Source organism: Pseudomonas abietaniphila (assembly GCF_900100795.1).
Lineage (GTDB): Bacteria > Pseudomonadota > Gammaproteobacteria > Pseudomonadales > Pseudomonadaceae > Aquipseudomonas > Aquipseudomonas abietaniphila.
On record NZ_FNCO01000001.1, the window covers coordinates 125,994 to 151,967 of the forward strand.

General features: G+C 61.0%; 19 protein-coding genes and 1 pseudogene (1 of these 20 cut by a window edge). 14 read left to right on the top strand and 6 right to left on the bottom strand.

What is annotated here, in order from left to right; translation table 11 throughout:
- The 5 genes from BLS87_RS00450 to BLS87_RS00475 form a co-directional block, all read left to right on the top strand.
- Positions 1-3,224 carry the 3' end of a non-ribosomal peptide synthase/polyketide synthase gene (locus BLS87_RS00450; protein WP_244165765.1) on the top strand. 12,979 nt of this gene lie to the left of the window's left edge, so only the last 3,224 of its 16,203 coding nucleotides appear in the window; its start codon lies beyond the left edge, outside the window; its stop codon occupies positions 3,222-3,224.
- On the top strand, positions 3,217-4,626 hold the full coding sequence (locus BLS87_RS00455; protein WP_074749444.1) for an aspartate aminotransferase family protein: 1,410 nt from the start codon (positions 3,217-3,219) through the stop codon (positions 4,624-4,626). The genes BLS87_RS00450 and BLS87_RS00455 overlap by 8 nt, the downstream gene beginning before the upstream one ends.
- A 244-nt stretch (positions 4,627-4,870) precedes the next feature.
- Entirely contained in the window at positions 4,871-6,994 is a 2,124-nt protein-coding gene (locus BLS87_RS00460) for a TonB-dependent siderophore receptor (RefSeq protein WP_425262191.1), read from the top strand.
- 1,023 nt (positions 6,995-8,017) lie between these two features.
- Positions 8,018-8,497: a VOC family protein gene (locus BLS87_RS00470; RefSeq protein WP_074749447.1), complete on the top strand. Its 480-nt coding sequence runs from the start codon at positions 8,018-8,020 to the stop codon at positions 8,495-8,497.
- 181 nt (positions 8,498-8,678) lie between these two features.
- Positions 8,679-9,692 (top strand): GlxA family transcriptional regulator, encoded by a 1,014-nt coding sequence (locus tag BLS87_RS00475; RefSeq protein WP_244165766.1) that lies wholly within the window; start codon positions 8,679-8,681, stop codon positions 9,690-9,692.
- A 182-nt stretch (positions 9,693-9,874) separates the two neighbouring features.
- Here BLS87_RS00475 and BLS87_RS00480 read toward each other — a convergent pair whose 3' ends face one another.
- Positions 9,875-10,786 (bottom strand): LysR family transcriptional regulator, encoded by a 912-nt coding sequence (locus BLS87_RS00480; RefSeq protein ID WP_074749449.1) that lies wholly within the window; start codon positions 10,784-10,786, stop codon positions 9,875-9,877.
- A 110-nt stretch (positions 10,787-10,896) separates the two neighbouring features.
- On the opposite strand from BLS87_RS00480, the gene BLS87_RS00485 reads away from it, so the two are divergent.
- Together BLS87_RS00485 and BLS87_RS00490 are read left to right on the top strand one after the other, a co-directional pair.
- Positions 10,897-12,021, top strand: coding sequence for an alkene reductase (locus BLS87_RS00485; protein WP_074749450.1), 1,125 nt, complete (start codon positions 10,897-10,899; stop codon positions 12,019-12,021).
- Entirely contained in the window at positions 12,009-12,551 is a 543-nt protein-coding gene (locus tag BLS87_RS00490; protein WP_074749451.1) for an ester cyclase, read from the top strand. The genes BLS87_RS00485 and BLS87_RS00490 overlap by 13 nt, the downstream gene beginning before the upstream one ends.
- Before the next feature lie 376 nt (positions 12,552-12,927).
- Here the strand turns inward: BLS87_RS00490 and BLS87_RS00495 are convergent, their stop codons facing one another.
- Complete coding sequence (locus tag BLS87_RS00495; RefSeq protein WP_074749452.1) at positions 12,928-13,386, bottom strand: REP-associated tyrosine transposase; 459 nt, start codon at positions 13,384-13,386, stop codon at positions 12,928-12,930.
- 600 nt (positions 13,387-13,986) lie between these two features.
- On the opposite strand from BLS87_RS00495, the gene BLS87_RS00500 reads away from it, so the two are divergent.
- Positions 13,987-14,682: a tRNA (adenine(22)-N(1))-methyltransferase gene (locus tag BLS87_RS00500; RefSeq protein ID WP_083370552.1), complete on the top strand. Its 696-nt coding sequence runs from the start codon at positions 13,987-13,989 to the stop codon at positions 14,680-14,682.
- 31 nt (positions 14,683-14,713) lie between these two features.
- Here BLS87_RS00500 and BLS87_RS00505 read toward each other — a convergent pair whose 3' ends face one another.
- The 4 genes from BLS87_RS00505 to BLS87_RS00520 all read right to left on the bottom strand — a co-directional run bounded on the left by BLS87_RS00505 (position 14,714) and on the right by BLS87_RS00520 (position 18,906).
- A complete protein-coding gene (locus BLS87_RS00505; protein ID WP_083370553.1) occupies positions 14,714-16,252 on the bottom strand; it encodes a sensor histidine kinase in 1,539 nt (512 codons plus the stop codon).
- A gap of 116 nt (positions 16,253-16,368) precedes the next feature.
- Positions 16,369-17,568: an NAD(P)/FAD-dependent oxidoreductase gene (locus BLS87_RS00510; protein WP_074749454.1), complete on the bottom strand. Its 1,200-nt coding sequence runs from the start codon at positions 17,566-17,568 to the stop codon at positions 16,369-16,371.
- 196 nt (positions 17,569-17,764) lie between these two features.
- Positions 17,765-18,142 (bottom strand): response regulator transcription factor, encoded by a 378-nt coding sequence (locus BLS87_RS00515; RefSeq protein WP_074749455.1) that lies wholly within the window; start codon positions 18,140-18,142, stop codon positions 17,765-17,767.
- A gap of 101 nt (positions 18,143-18,243) precedes the next feature.
- A complete protein-coding gene (locus tag BLS87_RS00520) occupies positions 18,244-18,906 on the bottom strand; it encodes a response regulator transcription factor (RefSeq protein WP_244165767.1) in 663 nt (220 codons plus the stop codon).
- Positions 18,907-19,172: 266 nt separating this feature from the next.
- Here BLS87_RS00520 and BLS87_RS00525 point away from each other — a divergent pair.
- The 6 genes and pseudogenes from BLS87_RS00525 to BLS87_RS00550 form a co-directional block, all read left to right on the top strand.
- Positions 19,173-19,523: pseudogene (locus BLS87_RS00525) on the top strand (YbhB/YbcL family Raf kinase inhibitor-like protein); the annotation flags it as partial.
- 496 nt (positions 19,524-20,019) lie between these two features.
- Complete coding sequence (locus tag BLS87_RS00530; RefSeq protein WP_074749456.1) at positions 20,020-21,024, top strand: GlxA family transcriptional regulator; 1,005 nt, start codon at positions 20,020-20,022, stop codon at positions 21,022-21,024.
- A 133-nt stretch (positions 21,025-21,157) separates the two neighbouring features.
- Positions 21,158-22,360 carry an NAD(P)/FAD-dependent oxidoreductase gene (locus tag BLS87_RS00535; protein WP_074749457.1) on the top strand — a complete coding sequence of 401 codons (1,203 nt, stop codon included), beginning with the start codon at positions 21,158-21,160 and terminating at the stop codon, positions 22,358-22,360.
- A gap of 70 nt (positions 22,361-22,430) precedes the next feature.
- Positions 22,431-23,888: a mechanosensitive ion channel domain-containing protein gene (locus tag BLS87_RS00540; protein WP_425262184.1), complete on the top strand. Its 1,458-nt coding sequence runs from the start codon at positions 22,431-22,433 to the stop codon at positions 23,886-23,888.
- Positions 23,889-24,074: 186 nt separating this feature from the next.
- Positions 24,075-24,755, top strand: coding sequence for a nitroreductase (locus BLS87_RS00545; protein ID WP_074750182.1), 681 nt, complete (start codon positions 24,075-24,077; stop codon positions 24,753-24,755).
- A gap of 215 nt (positions 24,756-24,970) precedes the next feature.
- The gene (locus tag BLS87_RS00550; protein WP_074749459.1) at positions 24,971-25,954 is read left to right on the top strand and encodes an MBL fold metallo-hydrolase; all 984 of its coding nucleotides are present in this window, start codon (positions 24,971-24,973) and stop codon (positions 25,952-25,954) included.
- The last annotated feature ends 20 nt before the right edge of the window (positions 25,955-25,974 follow it).

Genomic DNA, 25,974 nt, shown 5'->3' on the forward strand with positions numbered 1-25,974 from the left:
AGGAACTGTGGAGCGTCGAGCAGACCTACGACACGCTGATTCGAGAAGGCATCACCGTCGCCTCGTTCCCGCCGAGTTACCTGCGTCAGCTGTCGGACTGGGCGGGCGTGCAAGGCAAAGGGCCGGGGGTGAAAACCTACTGCTTTGCCGGTGAAGCGTTCAGCCGCGAGATGCTGCACGACGTGATTCGCAATCTGCAGCCGCTGTGGATCATCAACGGTTATGGCCCGACGGAAACCGTGGTCACGCCGACCCTGTGGCTGGCGTCTTCGGAAACCGCTGACTTCACCACCGCGTACGCGCCAATCGGTGATCTGGTGGGTGATCGTCAGGGTTACGTGATGGACGCCGATCTGAACCCGCTGCCGCAAGGCATTGCCGGCGAGTTGTACCTGGGCGGCGCGGTGGCACGGGGTTACCTCGACCGTCCCGGCGCGACGGCCGAGCGTTTTCTGCCGCACCCGTTCCGTCCCGGTGAACGTATTTATCGCAGTGGCGACCGCGTACGTCTGAACAGCGAAGGCTTGCTGGAATACCTCGGCCGGATCGACCACCAGATCAAGATTCGCGGCTTCCGCATCGAGGCCGGTGAGATCGAAGCGGCGCTGAAAGGCTGCGAGGGCGTGCGCGAGGCGTTGGTGATCGTCCGGGACGTCGGCTCGCTCAACGGCAGTGGCAAACGTCTGCTGGGTTACGTCGGTGGCAATGATCTGAGTGAAGACAGCCTGAAACAGCAACTGGCAACCACGCTGCCGGAATACATGGTGCCGCATCACATCATCGTCATGGCGCGCCTGCCGCAACTGCCGAACGGCAAACTGGACCGCAACGCGTTGCCGGATCCGCAGGTCAGCGGCCAGCAGTTCGAAGCAGCTCAGGGTGAGCGTGAACAGCAGTTGGCCAACGTCTGGCAACAACTGCTGGGTGTGGCGAGCATCGGTCGCTCGGACAGCTTCTTCGAACTGGGCGGCGACTCGATTCAATCGCTGGCGGTCATCACCCGTCTGCGTCAGGCCGGTCTGAAACTGATGCCCAAAGACGTTTTCAGCCATCCACGGTTGAAGGATCTGGCGTTGCGTCTGGCCGTGGTCGAAGCCGGTGCTGAAGCGGTCATTGATGAGGCCCCACGGGGCGAAGTGGCGCTGACACCGATTCAGGCGCATTTCTTCGAACAGCCCATGACCAACCGCGCACACTTCAACCAGGCGTTGCTGCTGGACGTGCAGCGCGCGGTGGAAGCGCCGTTGCTGGCACGGGCGCTGGAGGCGGTAGTGCGTCATCACGACGGCCTGAACCTGAGCTTCCGCGCCTTGGAGGATGGGCGGTGGCAGCAGGCGTATCGCCAGACGTCCGCGAGCGACAGCCTGTGGGTGCGGGATGTGGCGGATGACGCTGCAATGGTCGCGCTGTGCGAGCAGGCGCAACGCAGTCTCGATCTGGAAAACGGTCCATTGCTGCGGCTGGTGCTGGCGCAGATGCCGCAGGGTCAACGTCTGCTGTTGGTCGCCCATCACCTGGTGGTCGACGGCGTGTCCTGGCGGGTTCTGCTCGAAGACCTCGCGCGCGCCTATGCCCAGTTGTCGTCCGACGGCCCGGTGAATCTGGGCCCGAAATCCAGCAGTTATCAACGCTGGGCACAGCACCTGGTGCAGGCCGCGCAGGCCCCGGAGCGTCAAGCCGAGGCCACGCAATGGCTTGAGTTGACCGGGGGCGCCGACGACGCAGCATGGCCGGTTGACGACGCAAACGGTCGGGCGACTCAACAGGACCTTGAGCAATGCGAACTGCTGCTGGACGCCGAGCAGACGCGTCGTTTGTTGCGTGAAGCGCCGGCGGCGCTGAATGCGCGGATGGATGAAATCCTGTTGGCTGCACTGGCCCAGGCGCTGAGCGGCTGGACCGGACAGCGCGACCACCTCGTCGCGCTGGAGGGTCACGGTCGTGAGGCCTTGTCCGACGGGCTGGACGTGGGTCGCACCGTGGGTTGGTTCACCAGCCTGTTCCCGGTGCGGGTCAAGGCTGCGGGCACGATCAGACAGACCGTCGAGCAGGTCCGGGAGACGGTTCGCGCACTGCCGGACAAGGGCGTCAGCTTCGGGCTGCTGCGTTATCTGGGCAACGATGCGGTGCGTCAGTCACTCGCGGCATTGCCGGAACCAAAGGTGGTGTTCAACTACCTCGGCCAGTTCGATCAGGACCTGGGCGACGGACGTTTTGCGCCGTCCGGCGTGTCCGCCGGGGCGCTGGTCGATCCTGCCACACCGCTCAATCGCGAGCTGGAAATCAACGGACAGGTGTTCGCCGGGCAACTGGGCCTGACCTTCCGTTTCAGCGGTCAGCGTTATCGGCGCCCGACCATCGAGCGCTTGCAAGCGGCTTACCTTGTGGCTCTGACGCAATTGCTGGATGGCCTGCCAGCGGCGCAATCGGCGGCCGCTGCGGCTCAACCTGTCAGCAACCCTGTCAGCAACAACAGCGCACCGAATCCGCTGATTCGCCTGAGCAGCGGCGCCAGCGACAAGCCGCCGGTGTTCTGCGTGCATCCGGTCAGCGGCACGGTGGTGGGTTATTACGCCCTGGCGCGTCGGCTGTCCACGCAGTGGGACGTGTGGGGTATCCAGAACCGTCAGGTGCTCGACGGTCAGTGGCGCGACCGTTCGATCGAACAGATGGCCCGCGACTACGTGAAAGCCTTGCTGGAGCAGCAACCGTCCGGGACGTATCGCCTGATCGGCTGGTCGATGGGCGGCACGATGGTGCTGGAAATGGCTCGGCTGCTCACCCGTCTGGGCAAGCGCGTGGCATTTGTCGGCCTGATCGACGGCTACGTGCCCGGTGCCGGCCAGCCGCGCCCTGCGGTGGCGGATACCCGGCCGGTCGACCCTGCTGCCGACGATGCTGACGGCGAGGGCGATGAGCACTGGCAACAGTTGCTTGGCGTCGAGCGACACCTGCGCCAACTCGCCAACCAATGCCGGGACATTCACCCCTCAGGCGTGCCTGTGTATGCCTGGTGGGCGGAGCGCTCCCCGGAAAATAACGATAACGCACCGGCTCTTCTGGAGCAGGGCATGGGCAGCCGCTTGCAGGTTTCAGCCTGGATCGACGCCGACCACCTTTCGATTGTCCGTGATCAGCCGTTCATTACCCAACTGGCCGAGGCGCTCGCGCAAGTCAACGAACGACCTCAGTCACACGATTTCCAGGAGCAGGAATATGCATAGCCAACACAACGTGACGCCGATTGCCGAGCTGACCCCCGATGCGGCACTGGCCCATGCAGACTACCGGTTTGCGCCGACCGCGCGGCTGGACCGTCAGGCGGCGGTGGAGTCCAACGCTCGCAGCTACCCGCGGCGCATTCCGCTGGAGCTCAAGCGGGCACAAGGCATTCATGTGCAGGACAGCGAGGGGCGCTGGTTCATCGATTGCCTGGCAGGCGCCGGTACGCTGGCGTTGGGGCACAACCACCCCGAGGTGGTGCAGGCAATGAGGGATCTGCTCGACGGGCAGCGTCCATTGCACACCCTGGACCTGATGACCGAGGCCAAGGACGCGTTCATCAACGAACTGTTCGCGCTGCTGCCGCCGGAGTTCGCCAGGGATGCACGCATTCAGTTCTGCGGCCCGGCGGGCACCGACGCGGTGGAAGCGGCGATGAAACTGGTGCGCACGGCCACCGGGCGCAGCAACATGATGGCCTTCCATGGCGCCTACCACGGCATGACCATGGGTGCTTTGGGTCTGATGGGCAACCTGGGGCCCAAGGCGTACCTGGGCGGCCTGGCCTCAAGCGCGCAGTTCTTGCCGTTCCCGTACGACTATCGCTGCCCGTTTGGTGTGGGCGGTGAAGCGGGCGAGCGCATCGGTCTGCACTACATTGAAAACCAGCTGACCGACCCGGAAAGCGGGGTCATGCCGCCTGCCGGGATGATCCTTGAGCCCGTACAAGGAGAAGGCGGCGTGGTGCCGACGTCGGCCCACTGGCTGCGCGAAGTGCGCCGTATCACACGCGACGCCGGCGTTCCGCTGATTCTCGACGAAATCCAGTGCGGCGTAGCGCGCACCGGCAAACCGTTCGCGTTCCAGCACGCCGGCATCGTGCCCGACGTGCTCGTGCTGTCCAAGGCGATTGGTGGCAGCCAGCCGATGGCCGTGGTGGTGTACAACAAATCACTGGATGTCTGGAAACCGGGCTCTCACGCCGGAACATTCCGGGGCAACCAACTGGCCATGGTGGCGGGCTCTACCACGCTGCGCATCGTCCGCGAACAGCAACTCGATCAGCACGCGGCGGCCATGGGCGAACGTCTGACCCAGCACCTGCGCGCCCTGCAAAAAGACTGTCCGCAGATGGGCGATGTGCGCGGCATGGGCTTGATGCTGGGCGTGGAAATGGTCGATCCGGAAGGGCGTCCAGACGTGCTGGGTCACTTCCCGCAAAGTGGCGTGCTGGCGTCGAGCATTCAGCGCCAATGCCTGCAACGCGGACTGATCATCGAAGTGGGGGGCCGTCACTCCAGCGTCATCCGCTTCCTGCCGCCTTTGATCGTCACCGCAGCCCAGATCGACCAGATCGCCGAGATCTTCAGCGCCGCTGTTTCCGCCGCCGTCAACACGCGTTAATCCCCCCGACCTGTATCAGCGAAGTGACAAGGGATGGCACTTCGCTTTTATTTTGAATGACAATGGTAACGAGAATGTTTCTCTGTTACATTTTCACGCTTTTTTTACATTTGTAAGCACTGCGCAGGGGCTCAGGCCCCGGGTCATTTCAAAGGGAGGGGGAGTTCGGATGGCGAGCAACAAGAACAAACAATTCAAGGTGAATGCCTTGGCAGCACTGGTGGCCACAGTCGCCTGTCACGGCATGGCATGGGCAGAGGATGCCCCTGCCAAGCCTGCAAAAGGCTCAGCGATTCAGCTGCAGAATTCGGTGATCACCGGGGAGTCACTGGCGGTTGAACCCGACGTTGGCTACCAGGCCAAGAACAGCACAGCGGGCACGAAAACCAGCACTCCATTATCTGAAACACCGCGTTCTGTATCGGTGGTGACACGTCAGCGCATTCAGGATCAGGGTTCGCAGACCCTCACCGATATCCTGGGTTATGTGCCCGGCATCTTCGCCCCGCCGTTTGCAGTGGGTGACGGCCTGGCGGGTGACCTGTTCTCCATTCGTGGCTACAACGCCACCGACTATGGCTACGGCTTGCTGAAGGATGGCCTGCGTCTGCAAGGCAACCGTTACGACACCACCACCGAACCGTATGGCCTGGAGCGCACCGAAGTGTTCCGCGGTCCGAGCTCGATCCTGTACGGCGAAAACGCCCCGGGCGGTCTGGTCAACCTGGTCAGCAAACGCCCGACCGAAACGGCACAGGGCGAAGCCAGGTTCTCTTACGGCAGCAACAACCGTCGCCAACTGGGCCTGGACGTGTCTGGTCCTCTGACCGACGACAACCGCATTCTGGGTCGTGTGGTGATGCTGGGCCGCAACGCCGACACGCAGGTGGACTCGGTGCCGGACGATCGTCTGTACATCGCGCCGTCCATGACCTTCAACTTCGACGAAGACACCTCGCTCACGTTGCTGTCGACCTACCAGCGCGACCGTACCCAGCTGCTGCTCGGTTATCCGGCCGCGGGGACCTTGCTGAACAACGTCAATGGCAAGATCGGCAAGGACCAGTACAACGGCAACCCGAACTGGGATGACTTCGAGCGCGAAGCCTGGAGCCTGGGTTACGAGTTCAGCCATCAGATCAACGATACGTGGCAGTTCCGCCAGAACTCGCGTTTCATGGAGTCACGGATCGACCGCCATGAAACCTGGCCGAACAACCTGAACAACGCCGGTTTCGGCAGCATCCTGACCAGCACCGCGTATGACCGTGACAACAAGTCCCTGGCGTATTCGCTGGACAACCAGTTTGAAGGTCACTTCACCTCCGGCGCGCTGGAAAACACCGTGTTGCTGGGTGCGAGCTACGACCGTACCTCGTTCAACCAGGACTGGGCGGCGGGCAACGGCGGTACGTACAACGCTTTCAACCCGGTGTTCCCGGCCGGGAATCCGCGGATGATCGCGACGATCCAGAACTCGCAGCTGGACCAGCAGATGTACGGCCTGTACAGCCAGTTGCAGAGCAAGTACGACAACTGGATCTTCCTCTTGGGCGGCCGTCAGGACTTCGTCAACAGCAAATACCGTAACCGTGCGGGCACGACCAGTGGTTTGGCCGATCTGGATGGCTGGGATCATCGTTTCAGCTGGCAGACCGGTCTGATGTACCAGTTCGAAAACGGCATTTCGCCTTACGTCAGCTACTCGACGGCGTTCACGCCGGTGCAGCAGTCTTCGCAACCCAACGGTGAACTGCTCGACCCGATCCTCAGCCACCAGTACGAAGCGGGTCTGAAGTTTGAGCCGGCTGGCTGGAATACCACTTTCAGCGCCGCTGTCTTTCAGTTGACCAAGACCCATGACGTGGTGGCAGGCAGCAATGGCTTCAGCCGTCAGGTGGGCGAGAGCGAGTCGAAAGGCATCGAGCTGGAGGCCAACAGCGATATCACCAAAAACCTCAGCCTGACGGCGTCTTACACCTATACCGACGCGCGCGTGACCAAGGATGCGCCGGGATCGTTGGTGGAAGATCACCAGTTGACCGGGATTCCGCGTAACCAGGCCTCCGGTTGGGCGACATATCGTTTCCTCGATGGCCCGCTGAGCGGTGTCCGTCTGGGAGGTGGTGTGCGTTATTTCGACAATACCTTTGCGTACACCTCACCGACCTTGTACGGCAAGTTGAAAACCGGCGATGTGACGCTGGTGGATGCGTTGGTGGGGTATGACATCGATAAGCACTGGTCGGTGGATGTGAACGCGAAGAACCTGTTCGACAAGGAGTACGTCAGTGGTTGCAACAATGCGGGTCGTTGTTACTGGGGTGAGGAGCGTACGGTGATGGGGACGGTTGCGTTTCGCTGGTAACGTTTGAGTTTTAGTGGTTTGGAAGGGGCAGACAGGGTCAACGTGTCTGCCCTTTTTTATGGCCGGGATTTGGGCGGAGATGGCCGGCTTGAGATGTACGCAGGTCTCTGTAGGCGCAATCGGAGGTTACGACGGTCGCGAAGGCGGTCTTTCTGATTTTTCTGATTGACGGGTTGGAGCGGGTTTTGTGTGTATCCGTTATCGGTGCTGCCGCTGATAGGGATCTGGCTAACGCCAGACCTGTTTCGCCTTCGGCGAGTTACTTGAAAGGACCCCAAGTAACCAAGGGTCCTATGCTCCTGGTTGGGCCCGACTTCGTCGGGTTCCTTCACTTCGGCGACGCTCCGTGGGCCCGCCGCCATCGGCCATCCATGGCCGGGGGCGGCTCTCGCGGCATCCATGCCGCTCGGCCCACTCCGCATCGCCTGCGTTCAGCCTGCACCCAAGTCGCGTTGGGTGGTGTCTGGGCTGCTGTGGTACGAAGATCAAGATCAAGATCAAGATCAAGATCAAGATCAAAGGCGGTGCGAGGCGTTTTTTGCGATTGGGTGCTTCGTGCTGATTGTTCCCACGCTCCGCGTGGTAACACGTTCAATGACGCTCTGCGTCATCCGGGATGTGGCGCATGCTCAGGCTTTGCGGCCTTCAAGAAACGGACGGACATCACTGGTTTGAGAACCATTGATCGCCCACAGGAGTGAAGTCTGACGACGGCTTTTTGTGCCACACCACCTGCCACTGTGGGAGTGAGCTTGCTCACGAAGGCTGAGTGTCAGGCACTGGCGCTGTATTGGCTATCCCCCGACGGAGCACCGCTCTGCTTTTGATTCTGGCGCAGCCATAGCGTCCGGGGTGGCGCGCCACCGTGTCCCGCGATCTGCCGGGAACGGGCAGCAAATCCTGAGCATGCGGTTTACCGGATACGGACCCGGCTGACGCAAACCTGAGGAGGACATCCGTGGCAGGCAGGTCGATGTCACCCGTCTAAACTCAGCGCTCCACCCCATACGCTGGAGAGCTGACATGGTCGCGAAGAATACAATCTGTCTCTGGTACGAAGGCGACGCCGAAAAGGCGGCGAACTTTTATGCGAAGACGTTCCCTGACAGTGCCGTCACCGCTGTTCATTCCGCGCCCGGGGATTACCCGTCGGGCAAGGAGGGCGATGTGATCACGGTTGAGTTCACGGTCATGGGTATCCCCTGCATCGGACTGAACGGCGGGCCGGTGTTCAAGCACAATGAGGCGTTTTCCTTTCAGGTCGCGACGGACGATCAGGCGGAAACGGATCGCTTCTGGGACGCGATTGTCGGTAATGGCGGAGAGGCCAGCGTCTGCGGTTGGTGCAAGGACAAATGGGGCATCTCGTGGCAGATCACCCCGCGTGTGCTGACCGAGGCGATCGCCCACCCTGACCGGGCCGCGGCGAAGCGAGCGTTCAACGCGATGATGGGCATGACCCGGATTGACGTGGCCGCCATCGAAGCCGCGCTCAAGGGATAACAGCGCTTTCTGTCACACGCCATCACTTTGAGATAACCTCGGGGCCCCCTTGCATACGGATGGTCAGGTTTGCCTGAGGCGAGTGCGACAGGCTTCGCTCAGCGAGCCGGACTCAGGGCAGTAAGGGCACGTGTGAGAGTCCCACAAAAACGATCGTTGGAAAAAACAGGCGGGGCGAACGTTGAGCGAGAGAAGAGAGTTCAGCGGCGGCATGAAGGGCAAGAACCTTCGCTATCTGGAAGAGCATCGGCGGCTGCCGTGTACGCACACGCGGACGGGTTTTCTGTTGCTCGAACACTTCTCGCTCCCGGCCTTCACTCAGGCGCTGGACACCATCGTCACCGCCAATCTGCTGCGCCCCGGGCTATTTTCTTCCCGAACGTTCGGCTTGCAGGACGGCGAGGTCATCAGTGATCTGGGGCTGGTCATCCGGCCTGATGCCCGCCTTGAACTGCCCGCGCTCAAAGACCTTGATCTGCTGGTGATCTGTGGTGGCTATCGCACGGAACTCAAAGCCGATGACGCACTGATCACGCTGCTGATCACCGCCTCCGACCTGGGCATCACCCTGGCCGGGTTATGGAACGGGGCGTGGTTTCTCGGCGCGGCGGGCCTGCTTGAGGGCTACCGTTGCGCGATTCACCCCGAGCACCGTCCCGCACTCGCCGAGATCTCCAAAGTCACTCACGTGACCAGCGAGCCGTTTGTGGTGGACCGCAACCGGCTCACGGCGTCCAGTCCTTCGGGTGCGTTCCACATGGCCTTGGAATGGATCAAAGGCCTGCACGACAAGGCGTTGGTCGAAGGCATCGAAGACATCCTGTCGTTCGAGGAATCACGCTATCGGCGCATCAAGCCGAGCCGGCACATTTCGGTCAGCGCACCGCTCAAGGAAGTCGTCAAACTGATGGACGCCAACCTTGAAGAACCGCTGGAAATGGACCAGCTGGCGGTCTACGCAGGGCGCTCACGCCGGCAGATCGAGCGTCTGTTCAAGGAGCAGTTGGGCACCACGCCGCAGCGTTATTACCTGGAGCTGCGCATCACCGAAGCACGGCGGCTGCTGCAACACACCGAGCTCTCCCAGGTCGAAGTCCTCGTCGCCTGCGGCTTCGTTTCCCCCAGCCACTTCAGCAAGTGCTACAGCGCCTATTTCGGCTACCGGCCTTCCAAGGAAACGCGGCTGGTGAAGTGAGGCTGGCAAGGCCAATCTCAGGTTTAGGCGTCTAGTCCAACCCCCGGTATTGGGCGAACTTCAACGGTAATCCCCGCGCTGAAAAAGACCGAGCGCTGGAAGTCGCTGCTTTCATGGCGTGTGTCGGCTTTTTCATCAATGCCGCTGGCCTTCACACGGTTGAGGAGGGCATTACAGGCCGCCTAAAGCGCCATGTCCCGCGACGCCTGTTCGAATCGTTCGCGCAGAAAGTCCAGCAGGGCCCGTACCCGAGGGGCCAGGTAGCGACTGCGGGGATACAGCGCATGCACCGGCGCCTCGGCGGTTTGCCAGTCTGGCATCACCAGGCTCAAGCGACCGGCGGCGAGGTCGGCGCTGACGTCCCAGATCGATTTCAGGGCGATACCGTGGCCATCGATTGCCCATTGCCGAGCCAGCGAGCCGTCGTTGGTTTCCCGTGCCGCCTCCATCGGCACCTTGAACAGCATCACTTCCTCCCCTCGTTGCAGACGCCATTCGCTGGACCAGCCTGATTGTCCGGCGACGATATGGTCGAAGTCCGCCAGTTGGTCGGGGTGCTTGGGTGTGCCTCGGCGCTGCAGATACTCCGGTGCGGCGCACAGCACGCGGCGATTGGCCGCCAACGGCCGTGCGATCAGCGAGCTGTCAGGCGGCACGCCGAAGCGAATCACCAGATCGACCTCGTCGGCGATCAGGTGGGACAACGAGTCCGACAAGTGCAGCGCAGGCACGACCTGCGGATACAGGGCGGTAAAGGCGTCCAGCCAGGGGTTGAGCACGTGGCGGCCGAAATCCGAGGTCGCGGAGATCCGAATCTTGCCGCGAATCTCTTTCTTCTCGGCGGACAGTGCCGCACGGGCATCGTCCAGCGCCTGCAACGCCGGGCGGCAATGTTGCAGATAAAGCCGGCCTTCATCGGTCAGCCTCAACTGACGCGTGGTGCGCTCGAACAGCCGCGTGGAGAGTGAGGCTTCGAGCTTGAGCAGACGCGCGCTGGCAGCGGCGGGGGACAGCCCCAGTTTGCGACCGGCTGCCGACAGGCCACCGAGTTGGGCCGCTTCGACGAACAGGCGAATGGCTTCGAGGTTGTCCATGATTCTTCCGCTATTTTTGAAAATCCATCAAAGATTAGCCCAATTATCAAACGCGGTCCTCCACCGCAGACTGAGCCCATTCCCTTTCACTGGCTCAGGAAACCCTCACCATGACGACTCCAGCGACCTTGTTTACCCCCATCGCGTTCGCAGGCCTTAATGCACCGCACCGTGTGGTGATGGCGCCCATGACCCGCGCGCGCAGCACTCAGCCCGGCGACATTCCCAACGCGCTGAACGCGCAGTACTACGCTCAGCGCGCGTCGGCGGCGTTGATCGTGACCGAGGCGTCGCAGATTTCTCCACAGGGCAAGGGATATTCTTTCACCCCCGGCATCCATAATGACGCGCAACAGGAAGGCTGGCGCGGGGTGACCGAGGCCGTGCACGCCGAGGGCGGCCGCATCTTCCTGCAACTGTGGCACGTGGGGCGCATGTCCCATCCTGACTTCCATGGCGGAGCGTTGCCCGTGGCGCCCTCCGCACAGCCGTTCGAAGGGCAGATCTGGAAGGTCGACCCGGCGACCGGGCAGGGTGCGATGGTGGACTCGCCAACACCTCGGGCGTTGAGCCGGGCCGAGATTGCGCAGATTGTCGATGACTTCCGTCAAGCCGCACGCCGGGCCATGCTCGCCGGATTTGACGGCGTTGAGGTCCATGGCGCCAATGGTTATCTGATCGATCAGTTCCTGCGCACCACGTCCAACACGCGGACCGACGAATACGGTGGCTCACGCAGCAATCGCCTGCGTTTTCTGCGGGAAGTGGTCGATGCGATCAGTGATGAAATCGGCGCCGAACGCACAGCCATTCGCCTGGCGCCGTTCCTGACCGCCCGTGGCATGGACTGCCCGGACATTCTTCCGACGATCCTTGAAGCCGCCGAGTACCTGCAAGGGAAGGGCATCGGTTATCTGCACCTGGTCGAAGCCGATTGGGACGACGCGCCAGTGTTTACCGAGTCATTCCGCCAGGCGATTCGCGAGCGCTTCACCGGCCCGATCATCGTGGCCGGCAACTACGACAAGGCCCGTGCCGAGTGGGTCATCGCCCAGGGTTATGCCGACCTGGTGGCGTTCGGCAGACCGTTTGTGGGCAATCCCGACTTGCCGGCCCGCCTGGAGCAGGACCTGCCGTTGACACCGCTCGATCCGGCCACCTTGTTCGGCGGGACGGCTCGGGGCTACAGCGATTACCCCGTCGCTCGCACAGGAGAAGCCTCATGCGCTCGTTGATCACCGGCCTGCTGGCAGTCGCCATCACCGCCACCGTACTCACCCGGCCTGCCGTTGCCGCCGAGCCGGTCCTGATCACCTCGAAGGTGCTGATCACCGACCCAGGCACAACGCCGGAGCAGCTTCAGGCGCAAACCCTCGCAGCCCGCCGTTACGCGACGTTCTGGTCGTCGGGTGACCCGGCGCTGGCCCGCGAAGCGCTGGCGCCCGACTTCATGGACCGGGCCTTGCCGCCAGGCCGCGCACAAGGCATCGCCGGACCGCTGGCCGCGTCCATCGCCTTCCACTCTGCAGTACCGGACCTGAACTGCGAGGTGCAACAGATGATCGTCAGTGGCGACCGGGTGGTTTCGCACCTGCGTTTCACCGGGCATTTCACCGGAACGTTCAACGGCGTGAAGGGACAAGGGCAAGCGGTGAACTTCATCGCGACCGACATCTACCGCATCGCCGATGGGCGGATCGCCGAAAACTGGCACCTGGAAGACAATCTCACGTTCCTGCAGCAGATCGGTGTTTTCGCCCGTTAACCTCCAGGCGTCTGCTGGCGAAGGTGTTGGTTCAGAGACATCACCGTTGACTGATCCACCGCTTTCGCTGCCGTCGTAACCTCCGACGTCTCCTACAGTGTTCGCGTCGCTCCGAAGACTTGAGCTCGACGCTGATACTGTCGGAGCGAGCTTGCTGACGAAGGCGGTGGGACAGCGACATCACCGGTGACTGATCCACCGCGCTCGTCCGACTGCGGCCCGTACCGTCGTAACCTCCGACGTCTCCTACACGAACCGGGTAGACCGAGATGTTCTACCCGCCGCAAAACCTGTGGGAGCTGCTGGAGGTTACGACAGTGGCGAATGCTTGTTCGGCAGCACCTACGTCCTTTTGCCGTTCGATGTCGTCACGCGTTCAGATCCATTTCGCGTCCCATAGAGGATAGTCATGAACCCGAGTGACCAAACCGGCGCGGATCGGATTGGTGATGATGTAACGCCCTGCGCTGAGCAAGTCTTCTTCCTTCCGAATCGCCCGGTCGTGAAAGCCTCTCTGCCAGAGTTGGCCGGACCTGCCTAGATGCGTATTGATGTCTCGCGCTGCGCGTGATTTGACCGTGAGCACCAAAGCGGGAAGATCCTTTTTCTCAAGCTCGAGCAACCAGTGAAAGTGATCTGGCATCACGACCCAGGCCAAAGCATTTGCCCAGCCTTCCTGCTGCGCTTTTCGGAAGTGATTTACCAGCAACCGCCCTGTGACCCAGTCGTTGAAGAAGGGCTGACGATTGTGGGTGATTGAAGTCACGAGATAAATCTGGCCTTTCTGGGAATAACGACCAATGCGCAAGCGCTTGGAGTCAGCGGGTAGAGGCATCGCGTGCTCTCCTGTTTAAGAAGTAAAGCCAGAAGACTAGCGACCAAAACAAATGACCTGACCCAAGATCTGCATCAGGATGTGTGAAGCAGATCGCGTTCGTCCTGAATACGGCCCATACCGTCGTAACCTCCGACGTCTCCTACACGAACCGCGTAGACAGAGATGTCATGCCCGCCGCATAACCTGTAGGAGCTGCTGGAGGTTACGACAGTGGCGAATGCGGTGGGGCAGTAACATCACCGTTGACTGATCCACCGCATTCGTCCGACTGCGGCCCATACCGTCGTAACCTCCGACGTCTCCCACTGGGGGTGTGGTAAACCAGGCCACCGCAGCCGCCGCAAAACCTGTGGGAGCTGCTGGAGGTTACGACAGTGGCGAAGGCGTCGGGTCAGGCACGGCGACAGACACTGACCCACCGCAATCGTCCGGAATACGGCCCAACCCTCATAACCACAGTGGCTGCCTCGACGCATGTGCCTTGAGTCGGGCCGAGGGATTACTGAGCAAAACATTTGAATTGCCCGGCATTGCCCGACAGAATCGCGCCCCGGCTGGCCAAGGTGCCGGCGGTTCAGGGTGAGGAAGGAGTGGCAGTTGAACGAACACACATTGTCCAGGCGCCTGGAGCACGTCGCAGCGCGGGTACCGGCCCGGGCGCGGCTGGCGGACATCGGCTCGGACCACGGTTACCTGCCGGTCGCGCTCATGCGTCGTGGGGCGATCGAGTATGCGGTCGCGGGTGAGGTGGCGATGACGCCGTTCCGCGCGGCCGAGCGTACCGTGCGTGAGAACCATCTGAACGACCGCATGACCGTGCGCCTGGCCAACGGCCTCGAGGCGATTAAACCCGAGGACGAGATCACGGCCATCAGCTTTTGCGGCATGGGCGGGGAAACCATTCGCGACATTCTCGACAGCGGCAAAGCGTACCTGACGGGTCGTGAGCGTCTGATCATGCAACCCAACGGCGGCGAGCAGCCGCTTCGCCAATGGTTGATGGAAAACGACTACCGCATCCTCTTCGAAGAAGTGCTGCGGGAAAATCGCTTCGACTACGAAATCATCGTCGCCGACCGCAGCGGCCCTGTGGTGTACACCGCAGAAGAACTGTATTTCGGTCCGCTGCAGATACAGGAACGCAGTGACGCCTTTCTCGCCAAATGGCAGCGCAGGCTCAAGCAGAAAGAGAAGACCCTGAATCAGTTCGCACGCGCACGCCAGAACGTACCCGACGCCAAGGTGCAAGCGCTGGTCCAGCAGGTGCAGTGGATCACCGAGTTGCTGGGCTGAGCGCGATCACAGAGGACGGCCTCCTTACGGATCACTGTGGCCCTTTAACCTGAGGTATCGAAAAGAAGAACGAGGCGCCTGTGGGCGAGTTTCGTGCCCAGATCTTTCCGTCGTGAAAATCGATGATAGACCGACAGATGGACAAGCCCATCCCCAGCCCGCTATCCCGGGTCGTGAAGAATGGCGTGAACAGCGACGGCAACACATCTTCACGTATTCCAGGCCCACCGTCACTGACCTCAACGATGACTTCACACGGCGTGACGAAGGTCTGAACGCACAGCCGACGGCGGTGCTGCTCGACCCCGCTCATGGCCTGGCATGCGTTGATCAGCAGGTTGATAAGGACCTGTTGCAGTTGTATCCGGTCTGCAAATACCCAAGGGTTTTCTGCGGCCAGGTCCATGCGCGGGCTGATATGGTGATGGGTCATTTCATACTGCACCACACAGAGTGTCTCCCTGACGATATCGTTGATGGGCTCGTGTCGACGTATCGGGTCACTTTTGCGTGACAGCGCCCTGACGCGACTGATGACTTCACTGGCCCGGCGTGCGCTGTCGTTGATCTGCCGTAATCCGCGCATGGCCTCGGGGATATCCGGTTGCGGACGATCCAGCCAGCGGCGACAACCATCGGCGCTGCTGTTGATGGCAGTCAGGGGCTGATTGACTTCATGTGCGATCGACGCGGTGAGTTCACCCAAGGTGGTGACCCTGCAGATGTGGGTCAACTGGGCCTGGGTTCGGTACAGCATCTCCTCGGCCTGCATTCTTTCGGTGATGTCCATCACGGCACCCAGATATTCGAAGCGGTCGTCCTGAACGAACAACACAGTGGCGACCATGTGCACATGCTTGATGCGCCCGTCCGGCATGAGCAGCCGGTGGCGTACTTCAATCTGTGGCTCACGCTGCGCTGCCCGGTTGAACACATCGTGGATCAGTGCGTGATCTTCTATCGGTGTACGCGCCAGGATCATTGACTTCGACACGGGCATCTCGACCGGGTACTCAAAGATTCGCGCGCTTTCCGCCGACCACGCCATCCGTTCGGTGAGGCCGCTGAACGTGACACTGCCGGTCTGGCTCAAGCACTGAGCTCCCGTCAGATAAATCTGATGCTGGCGAAGATCGTCTGCGGCCTGTTTGGCGCGCGTTGCCAGAAAACCGATGGCGGACAAGGCCGTCAGGCAACGCACGAAACTGGTGAAAGAGTCCCAGTCCTGATAACCGTGGTCGACGAAAAACATGACGACGATGGTTGCCATGCACATCAGCGAAACGCCTATCACGATGCGCAACGTGAACACATTGGCGGCCATCAGCAATAACGTCACATAGATGACTGTGGCCGCGATGTCGCGGTGGTGCGCGGCCGTGCTTATCACGGCGATGCCTGCCGTCACCACAAGGCCAATGGCCCAGACCAGCCACGTTTCGTAGCGGCGTTTGCTGAGACAGATCAACGGCCGCGGGATCAGGTTGCCGGTGCTGTCCGGGGTTGGCGAAGACTTGAACAAATTGAAGTCCTGTCGTTTGCGCTTGCTCGAAGACTCGGTATCACTCATTACGCTGCGCTGTCCCTTTCGGTGAGGCCATCGACACGGAAAAGCCTGGCACGCAAACAACGCTGGCCAGGCCTAAACAGATGCGGCTCGAAGGGTGTGCCGCAGTGATCGGGCAATCAGGCAACCGGAATCGATGGGTCTGCGGCGCTCAACGCGCTCGCGCGTTCCGCGACCGGAGGGTAAATCCAGACCGAATTGATCGTGTGTTTCAGCGTCCTCGCTTCCTGCCCGACCAGCTTCACCTGACGATCCCAACCTTCGGTGTACACCGCGCCCCATTCACCGAGGTCCAGGCAGGTCACGTATTTAGGCTGGCTGTAGCCGGTGGTGGGAACACCCAGCAGGGCAGCTGCGGCGTTGTTGCCTGCATGGCGTCCGAGTGAAATGGCGTGCTGACAGGACATCGCGGCGACGTGGCCTTGATCATCGGTCGCGGCAAAGGCGACGTCGCCAGCGGCATAGATGTCGTCTTGACCGATCACCTTCAAGTTTGCATCCACGTGGAGTCGGCCGAGCGGGTCACGTTCGCCAGGGACCTGAGCGGTCAGTGGACTGGCGCGGAAACCGACCGTCCAGATCACTGTTTTCGATGCGATGTAGCGTCCATCACTCAAGGTGACGCCGTCTGGATCAATCGCTGTCACCGATGCATTCAGGCACCACTCGATGCCTTGCGCGGCAGACGCCTCGGCGATCGAGGGGCTGATGTGCTTGCCCAGCGCTGCGCCAATTTCTGCGCCACGGTCGACGATGAGCACATTGACCTTCGCATCGTCACCCAATACGGCGCGCAGTCGTTTGGGCAGTTCAGTGGCGGTTTCGATGCCGGTGAAACCACCCCCGCACACCACGACAGTGTTACGGGCTTCGGAATCCGAGTAGCTGCCCAATGCGTTGATGTGTTTCTCAAGGCAGGTTGCTGCCTCGATTTCATCCACGTCGAAGGCATGCTCGATACCGGTAATATTGGAACGGATCAATTGGCTGCCCGTCGCCAGCACCAACTTGTCGTAACTGAGCCAGGAATGAACCCCTCGGCCTGCGGTGTACTCGACGCGTTTGCCCTGCGGGTCGATCCGGTCCGCCGTGCCTTCGACAAACCTGACGCCGGTAACGTCGAACAACTCGAGCAGGGACGCTTTCATTTCGTGCACGTTCGACTCATAAAAGCGTGGGCGGATACGCAGCTCCGCCTGAGGCGCCAATACAGTGATTTGCACATCGCTGCTGCCCTGTAAATCCAGCAACCGAGCCGCGCTCAATGCACTCCAGACACCACCGAATCCAGCGCCCACTACCAGGATGTTTCGCTTCATGTTTAACTCCGTACTTCATTGTTCAGGGGCGGAAAGTTTGTGATTGATGGCGTCACTTTAACGAGCGAAGTTCCGCGCGTCATGGCTGCATAAGTTGCAGGCTTTAGTGAATGAGTGTGACAGGTGTATACGTTGGTATAGTGGCCAATTCATTAAAAATCCGGCGGTTGCGCGTGGAAGGGAAGGGGCGATATTTTCAGGGGCGATCAAGTTTCAATGCCACCTCCAGACAGGCAATCAAATGCTCTCCATCGAACGGCTTGGACAGATAGCAACGGGCCCCCAGCTCCGCGGCGGTCAGCCGCGGCGCCTGCGCTGCGGAGGCCGTAATGAAGATGACGGGAATGGTATGGCCATCGCGGAGTAGCCGTTGGTACATGTGCAGGCCACTCATGCCGGGCATCTGGATGTCGGACACCAGGCAGTCCAGCAGGGGGATCACGTCCGACGCCAGCAACGCTTCGGCGCTCTCGTATAAATGAACGGAATAACCATAAGCGCGCAGCAAACTGCTCAGTGAAGTTCGAACAAAGTCGTCGTCATCGATAATGGCGATGGTTGAGCGGGTGACCACTGTATGCACCTTCCAATGATGAGGGTCGCGTTCGCTGACCGTCCTTACCTACACGATACCCCCTGTCGGCTTATCATTAATTATACCTGCGTATATATATTCTACTTTTCGAGACGAAGTTTCAGTGTTTCGGCCATGCGCACCAATTCCGCAAATGTTTTAGCCCGCATTTTTCGCATGACATTGGCGCGGTGGATCTTCACGGTGATTTCGCTCAGGCACACTTCGCTGGCGATTTGTTTATTCATGAGGCCGGAGGCCGCCAGTGCCATGACTTCCTGCTCCCGGGCGCTCAAGGTGCGCAAGCGATCAGTCAGTTCGTTCAAGCTCTTGTTCGCCTCGCGCTGCTCCGCGTCCTTGCGCAACGCCAGGCCCACTGCGTCCAGCAAATCCTGTTCGCGGAAGGGTTTGGCGAGAAAATCCACCGCCCCGGCCTTCATGGCTTTCACCGTCATCGCGATGTCGCCATGCCCGGTCATGAAGACGATAGGCAGCGTCTCGCGGGCTTTGACCAGTTCATCCTGAAAGTCGAGACCGCTGATCCCTTGCAACCTCACGTCCAGCACAAGGCAACTCGTGGTTTCGGGTCTTTTGAAGGTTAGAAACTCTGCCACCGACGCAAAGAGTTCAACCCGCCAACCGATCGAGCGCAGCAAACTGCTCAGGGATTCGCGTAGTAGCTGATCGTCGTCGACGATGTAGACGCAGGAGGCGTCGTTGATCATTTTGCTGGTCATCTGACTGGTCATCTGAAAAGTGCCCATGGGTCTGGTGCCGCAACTGAGGGAAGCTCCAGCAGCAAGGAGCCGGTCCAGAAAAAGAAACCACTGCCTAGCGGCCAGGACGCGCCAGGGCGCTGATCTCCGTGCTTGGAGGTGGCTAACATGGGGGTGTGAAGACCCTGGTCAAGTTTATGAGTCCGGGCGCGGCACTGATATGACATAAACCCCGGAATTTATGCCAGCGGCGGGGCGGGGCGCAGAACCACCCTAGAGCGGGCGCACACCGACGCCGCATCATCAACGCGGAAACGAAAAGCTTTGCTGTGACGGTCTACGACCCGGATGCCCTGACAGGCGGCGGCTGGTGGCATTGGACGGTGGTCAACCTTCCCTCGAGTGTCCGAAGCCTGCCGCGCGGCGTCGGTGCTCATCTGCCTGTCGGTGCTGTGCAAGGACGTACGGATTACGGTCAGCCGGGGTTTGGGGGTGTGTGTCCACCGCTCGGGGACACCCCCCACCACTATCAATTCACGGTCTGGGCATTGAAGGTTGAAAAGCTGCCGCTGGATGAGCAGGCCAGCGGTGCGCTGGTGGGGTACATGCTCAACGCGAATGTGCCCGGCAAAGCGACCATAACCCCGACTTACGCGCGCCAGTGACACGGCGAAATACCGGTCAAGCGCCCGTAGCCACCGGGTGCTTCGCGAGTACAGCAGTCTGCGCGTGCCGGTGGCCATGACGTCACCCTGCCTCGTGTGTCTATCACGCTGACGGGCAGGCCGTCCTTGAGACTGATCGTGCCGATATAAAACAACGCCTTCTGGAGGTCTGCGCTGGCAGAGAAACAGGGGTTTCTGTCGTGGCGACCAGCCTCATGGTCACGCTAGCCTTTTTACCCGGCCGGACACTCGGCAATACGCCTTCCATAGCGTGATCCCCAACCTGGCGTAATCGAAAAATCATGGTTCCGACGTCGATGGAAAACAGCCAGGGCCTGGGAATGGGGCTGGCGATCTGTCGCTCGATCATCGAAGCGCACGGAGGCCTGCTCTGGGCCACCGCCGACTCACTACACAAGTTCGCCAAACCCATGAATACTGAAGCGCGCGGGCTTTGTCGGCGCCATCTGTTGTGTTTTTCAAGGAGACCTCTTTCATGAACAGTTCTGCGCTGTCCGCGCCGTTCAGTCGTCCTCGCACCATGTTGTTCGTGGCGTATCCGCAAGTGGGGTTGCTGGACCTGACCGGCGCGCAAACGGTTTTCTGGGTGGCGAGCAGGGCCATGAAGGCGCTCGGTTTGCCAGGCTATCATTGCCCGACTGGCAGCATCGCGGGAGGCATCACCCCGACCGCCGAGGGGGTCGCGGTGGATACGCGGGAGCTGTCGTCGCTCATCGACGAGGAGGTGGACACGATTGTGGTGCCAGGATCGCCCGAAATTCTCACGGCGCTGGAGAACAATCCCGATGTGATTGACTGGATCGCGCGACACTCGCCCCAGGCGCGGCGGACGGCGTCGGTGTGCAGCGGGGCGTTTTTACTGGCGCAGGCGGGGCTGCTGGACAGCAAGCGCGCGGCCACGCACTGGGCAATGTGCGACATGCTCAAATCCCGCTTCCCGACGGTGGAGGTCGATCAGGACGCCATTTTCATTCAGCAGGACAGCGTCTGGACCTCCGCCGGCGTCACTGCCGGGATTGATCTGGCGCTGGCGTTGGTCGAGGAAGACTGCGGGCGGGATATCGCCATGAAAGTGGCGCGTGAGCTGGTCGTTTTCATGAAACGCCCGGGCGGTCAGTCGCAGTTCAGCGAGATGCTTCAGTCGCAGATGAGCGACGGCGATACGTTCGCCGGCTTCCATGTCTGGTTGACCGAGAACTTGCGACGCGAGGACCTGGACGTCGAGACGCTGGCGCGTCAGGCCAACATGAGCGCGCGGAATTTCAGCCGGGTCTACAAACAGAAAACCGGCCGCAGTCCGGCCAAGGCATTGGAGGTGTTTCGCCTGGAAGCAGCGCGTCGCTTGCTGGAGGACTCAGACCGCAGCATCTGCCAGATCGCTTCTGCCTGCGGGTTCGGTGACGAAGAGCGGATGCGTGTGACGTTTCAGCGCCACCTGGCAATTTCGCCTCGGGATTACCGCACCCGTTTTTCTCGCTGAGGGCCTTGAAGCGGCCCTCGGCGCGCAAAATTGGGCCCGGCCAAACCGTTGGCCGGATTTCAGGGTTTTATGTCGTTTACCGGTGCTCTTCAGGCTCCTAGCATTCTGGGAAATAAGCCCGGAGCACAGAACAATGAAACAGCAAATCCTGGTAATTGGCGCTGGATTCGGCGGCGTCTGGAGTGCCTTGAGCGCCGCGCGTCAGCTTGACCTCAATGACCGTCAGGACGTCGAGATCAGCGTCTTGGCCCCACAGGCCGAATTGCGCATTCGACCCCGCTTTTATGAACCCGATGTGCATGAGATGAAGGCCGGCCTGCAGGCCTTGTTCGAGGTTGCCGGCATCAGGTTCGTGCAGGGCATGGCAGACAGAATCGAGGTGGCGGCCAAGACGGTCGAGTACGTCGATGCTCGCGGTGAGCGACAGTCGATGCCCTACGACCGACTGGTGCTGGCGACCGGCAGTCACGTCATGCGGCCGAACCTTGAGGGCGTCAGCGAGCACGCGTTCGATGTCGACACCCTCGAGGCGGCGGCTCGACTCGAGGCGCATCTGCATGCGTTGGCTGAGCAGCCGGATTCCGTCGCACGCAACACCGTCGTGGTGTGCGGCGGTGGTTTCACCGGCATCGAAACCGCAACTGAAATGCCCCAACGCATGCGTGCGCTGCTGGGGGAAGATGCAAGCGTGCGCGTCATCGTCGTCGAGCGCGGTCCGAAGATCGGGGCGGCGTTTGGCGAAGGCATCAGCCCCTCTATCGTTCAGGCCAGTGAGGCCTTGGGCCTTGAATGGTACCTGGGCGCCACGGTCGCCGCTGTCGACGCCAACGGAGTCACCCTCGATGACGGGCGCCACATCGAGGCCATGACGGTGATCTGGACAGTGGGGTTCCGTGCCAGCCCTCTGACCGCTCAGATCCCGGGCGAGCGTGACCCCTTGGGCCGGTTGTACGTGGATCACAACCTCAAAGTGGTCGGGCAGCCGGATATTTACGCAGCGGGCGATACCGCCTATGCGGCGACCGATGATCTGGGCAACTTCGCCGCCATGTCGTGCCAGCATGCTATCTCGCTGGGGCGCCATGCTGGCAATAACGTCGCTGCCGAGTTGATCGGCGCGGCGACCCAACCCTACCGCCAACCCAAATATGTGACATGCCTGGATCTGGGCGAATGGGGTGCGGTGTACACCGAAGGCTGGGACCGTCAGGTCAAGCTGATCAAGGACGAGGCCAAGCAGCTCAAGCGGCAGATCAATTCCGTATGGATTTACCCACCTGTCGCCGATCGCACGGCGGCATTGGCCGCGGCGGACCCCTCAATCCCTGTCGCGTAATCACGGCTTTCAAGTGTTCGCCTGTCCCGGTTCGTCCGGGACGGGCTTTTTTCGTGAATGGCAGGGAGACGTGCCGTTGGACTTTCCGCAGATCTGCTCGCTGATTGCCGGTTTCGTATTGCTGGCGTTGGACCTGTTGGTGTGGCATCTGACGCCCTCGGTTCGCATGCTGCATCGAACGCTGGTGCGCATTTTTCTTTTTCTGCTGTTTTCCTGGCTGATCATCGCAATCGGCGTCAGTCCGTTACAGCCGTCGCCGTGGCCTGACAATGTCGCACTGAACATGCTGAGTACGGTACTCGCGGTGCTGTGGTGGTTCTTCGCCGCACGGACGCCGACCGTGGTGTTAAGCGCGATGTTCTTCAACCGGGGCGAGCACGCCGCGAGACTGTTCCAAGACATCCTCGGCGCGGGCATCTTTCTGGTTGCGATCGTCGCCGCCGCTGGCTACGTCATGCAATTGCCGGTCAAGGGGTTGTTGGCCACGTCCGGCGGGATGGCGATCGTCGGCGGTCTGGCGTTGCGCAGCACCTTGAGCGATCTGTTCTCCGGCGTTGTGCTCAACACCACCAAACCGTATCAGGTCGATGATTACGTGAAGATCGACAGTATTGAGGGAAAGGTGGTCGACATCGACTGGCGAGCGACTCACCTCATCACCTCCCACGGCAGCATGGCGGTGATTCCGAACTCAATTGTCGCCAACGCCAAAGTGCTCAATTTCAGCCGTCCTGTTGATCTTCACGGGGTCAACATCACCTTGCAGGTCGCAGCGCATGTGCGCCCCGGCCGGGTGATCGAGGCGCTGGAGCGGGCGCTGCAAGGCACACGGCATCTGCTCGCGTCCCACCCGCCCAAGGCCTCGGTGAAGGGCGCAGGCCCTGAGTTCATCGAGTACGAGGCGCGAGGCTTCATTGTATCGATAGGCCAGCGAACGGAAGTCTGCAATCACTTGTTCGATCTTGCCCATCGACATCTGGAAGCGGCGGGCATAAGCCTGGGCAGCGCACCCCTTGGTCCCGCTGTTCAGGGGGCGCAGTCACAGCGCTGGAGCCGACAGAGGTTGCTGCTGGAGGACGTGAAGATCTTTCGCTCCTTGAGCGAGGTTCAGCGTGACCAATTGGCTCAGGACATGCGCATGGTCGAGTGCATTCCCGGTCAGGTGGTGCTCGAGCTGGCCCAGGTGTCCGACTTCTTGATGGTCATCAGCACGGGCGTGATGTCGGCGTCCGTGCATGACGGGGAGCGACTGCTCGAAGCCGCGCGCATGGGGCCCGGTGAAGTGCTGGGCGAGGAGGGGATTTTGTCAGAGGGTCGATCACGGGCGCAGTTCCGCTGTATCACGGGGTGTGTGCTGTTCCGCATCGACCAGGTCACGTTGCGTGCTTATCTGGAACAGGGCGATGAATTCAAGGCGGCGCTCAACAAGTTGCAGTTGTTCCGTCAGGGCGTGCGGCAATCGCTGTTGCTTCAAAAACCCGTGGCGATCAAAAAAGGTGGCTTCCTGCGCTGGCTTAAAAGCGCCTGACGGGTTCATGATCCCTTCTGCGCACGATTCCGACCGACGCGTTTTCAATCCCGGGATCCGGGCCTAAACTCGTTAAGCTAAACATTCTCATCTGCAGAGAAACGATCGTGCTGGCGCAGGAGAGTGGCGTGTGATTGTGCGCGCCCGTGTCCTGTCCCATGGATGTTCAACGAGCAGCGCACACAGATGGCCGAGACTTTTTCCATCGATCAATTGATACGGGACCGACGCTCCAAGCGAGGTTATCTCGACAAACCCGTCGCGCCTGAAACCCTCAGGGACATTCTTGAGGTCGCGCGGTTTGCACCAAGTTCCAGCAACAGCCAGCCGTGGCGTTGCATCGTGATGACTGGCCGTACGTTGGGACGTGTGACCGAGCGCGCGGTGCAGCGGTATCGTATTGCCCCGGAAAGCCTGACCCCTGAATACCCTTTTTTTCCGGCTGAGCTGCATGAGCCCTACGCACAACGCGTCTATTTATTTCGGGATCAGTTGGGCGAAGCGCAGGGGTGTCCTCGCACGGAGAAAGCGTTACGGATGCTCAACATCGAGCGCCAATACCGATTCTTCGATGCGCCAGTCGGCCTGATATTCATCATGGATCGCAAGCTCGAGCGCGCGAATTTCATCTGTTATGGCTGTTTTCTGCAGAACATCATGCTGGCGGCCAAAGCGCGCGGACTGGACACGTGTCCTCAGCAAATATGGTCGCTGCAGCATGCGGTCCTGCGCGAGGAACTGGACATCCCGGCGCAGGACATGGTGGTGGCGGGCATGGCATTGGGGTGGGCTGATTCCGAACGGCTGGAAAATCATATCGAGACGCCACGAAGCCCGCTGAGTGAGATGGCCACGTTCTACGACTGACCCCGAGCGCTTCGGGTTCGCGATCGTGTTCAGCGGCGCTCGCGTCCACCCTCACGGGTGATTTACATCCCTCAATGAGGATGAAAAATATATACCCAAGTGTGGTTCCGGGCCCAAGAGGCGGCGGCGCAGACTTTCCCCCTGAGCGATTCATCGCTCGCGCGGTAACCCAGCCGCGCGCCTGAATGTCTGAGCCGAGCCTAAGGAGAACCACCATGACAACCTACCTCAATCATCCCGCCCCACGGGCATCGTCGTTTCTGCCGGACAGTGGGCAGTCGTCGTCGACGCTGGACGGGCATCAACCCATTGGCGCCGCCGGGTTTGAAGAGCTCGTTCCGTCGCGCTATGCGCTGCGTGTCGGCGACATCGACGTGATGGTGGTCAGCGACGGTGTTCTGCCGCTGCCGACCGAGACCATGTCCACCAACGTCGACCCGGTCGTGCGCGCCGCCTGGTTCAAGGACATGTTTCTGGGGCCTGATGCCTTCGACTGGGCACTGAATGTACTGGTCGTGCGCAGCGGCGAGCAGGTCATTCTGGTCGATGCGGGGCTGGGCGGACAATTCCCCGGATTCCCGCGCGCAGGTCAGTTCCCCAAGCGTTTGAAAGCGGCGGGTATCGAGCTGTCTGCCGTGACTGACGTGATCATTACCCATATGCACATGGACCATATTGGCGGGCTGCTGGTCGAGGAGGTGAAAGCCCGGTTGCGTCCGGACATCCGTATCCACGTGGCGGCGAGCGAAGTCGCGTTCTGGAAAGCGCCTGACTTTTCGCAGACGTCTATGCCTGAGCCTGTCCCTGATGTTTTGCGCACGACTGCCAATCAGTTCATGAATGAATACGGCAGCAAGGTGCGCACCTTCGAGGACGAATATGAAGTCGCGCCCGGCGTAGTTGCCAAGGTTACAGGGGGCCATACACCAGGGCATTGTGTGGTTTATGTGAACTCCTGCGGCGAACGGCTGACATTCGCCGGCGACGCGCTGTTCCCGGTGGCCTTCGAGCACCCCGACTGGCAGAACGGGTTCGAACATGATCCCGAGGAGTCGGTCCGGGTGCGCGTTCGGTTGCTGCAAGAAGCCGCGGCCAGTGGGGAGCTGTTCGTCGCGACCCACCTGCCGTTTCCGTCGGTGGGTCGAATCGCCGTCGACGGCGACGCCTTTCGGTGGGTAGCGGGGTTCTGGGATTACTGATGACCTGACTGAGGGTCGAG

What these genes read in the sequence shown, in the direction of transcription:
- BLS87_RS00460 (WP_425262191.1), top strand. Translation starts at nt 4,871, where the DNA reads ATGGCATGGGCAGAGGATGCCCCTGCCAAGCCTGCAAAAGGCTCAGCG.
- BLS87_RS00550 (WP_074749459.1), top strand. Translation starts at nt 24,971, where the DNA reads ATGACAACCTACCTCAATCATCCCGCCCCACGGGCATCGTCGTTTCTG.
- BLS87_RS00505 (WP_083370553.1), bottom strand. Translation starts at nt 16,252, where the DNA reads ATGAGTGATACCGAGTCTTCGAGCAAGCGCAAACGACAGGACTTCAAT.
- BLS87_RS00510 (WP_074749454.1), bottom strand. Translation starts at nt 17,568, where the DNA reads ATGAAGCGAAACATCCTGGTAGTGGGCGCTGGATTCGGTGGTGTCTGG.
- BLS87_RS00490 (WP_074749451.1), top strand. Translation starts at nt 12,009, where the DNA reads ATGCGCTCGTTGATCACCGGCCTGCTGGCAGTCGCCATCACCGCCACC.
- BLS87_RS00535 (WP_074749457.1), top strand. Translation starts at nt 21,158, where the DNA reads ATGAAACAGCAAATCCTGGTAATTGGCGCTGGATTCGGCGGCGTCTGG.
- BLS87_RS00530 (WP_074749456.1), top strand. Translation starts at nt 20,020, where the DNA reads ATGAACAGTTCTGCGCTGTCCGCGCCGTTCAGTCGTCCTCGCACCATG.
- BLS87_RS00485 (WP_074749450.1), top strand. Translation starts at nt 10,897, where the DNA reads ATGACGACTCCAGCGACCTTGTTTACCCCCATCGCGTTCGCAGGCCTT.
- BLS87_RS00495 (WP_074749452.1), bottom strand. Translation starts at nt 13,386, where the DNA reads ATGCCTCTACCCGCTGACTCCAAGCGCTTGCGCATTGGTCGTTATTCC.
- BLS87_RS00520 (WP_244165767.1), bottom strand. Translation starts at nt 18,906, where the DNA reads ATGGGCACTTTTCAGATGACCAGTCAGATGACCAGCAAAATGATCAAC.
- BLS87_RS00455 (WP_074749444.1), top strand. Translation starts at nt 3,217, where the DNA reads ATGCATAGCCAACACAACGTGACGCCGATTGCCGAGCTGACCCCCGAT.
- BLS87_RS00545 (WP_074750182.1), top strand. Translation starts at nt 24,075, where the DNA reads ATGGCCGAGACTTTTTCCATCGATCAATTGATACGGGACCGACGCTCC.
- BLS87_RS00470 (WP_074749447.1), top strand. Translation starts at nt 8,018, where the DNA reads ATGGTCGCGAAGAATACAATCTGTCTCTGGTACGAAGGCGACGCCGAA.
- BLS87_RS00480 (WP_074749449.1), bottom strand. Translation starts at nt 10,786, where the DNA reads ATGGACAACCTCGAAGCCATTCGCCTGTTCGTCGAAGCGGCCCAACTC.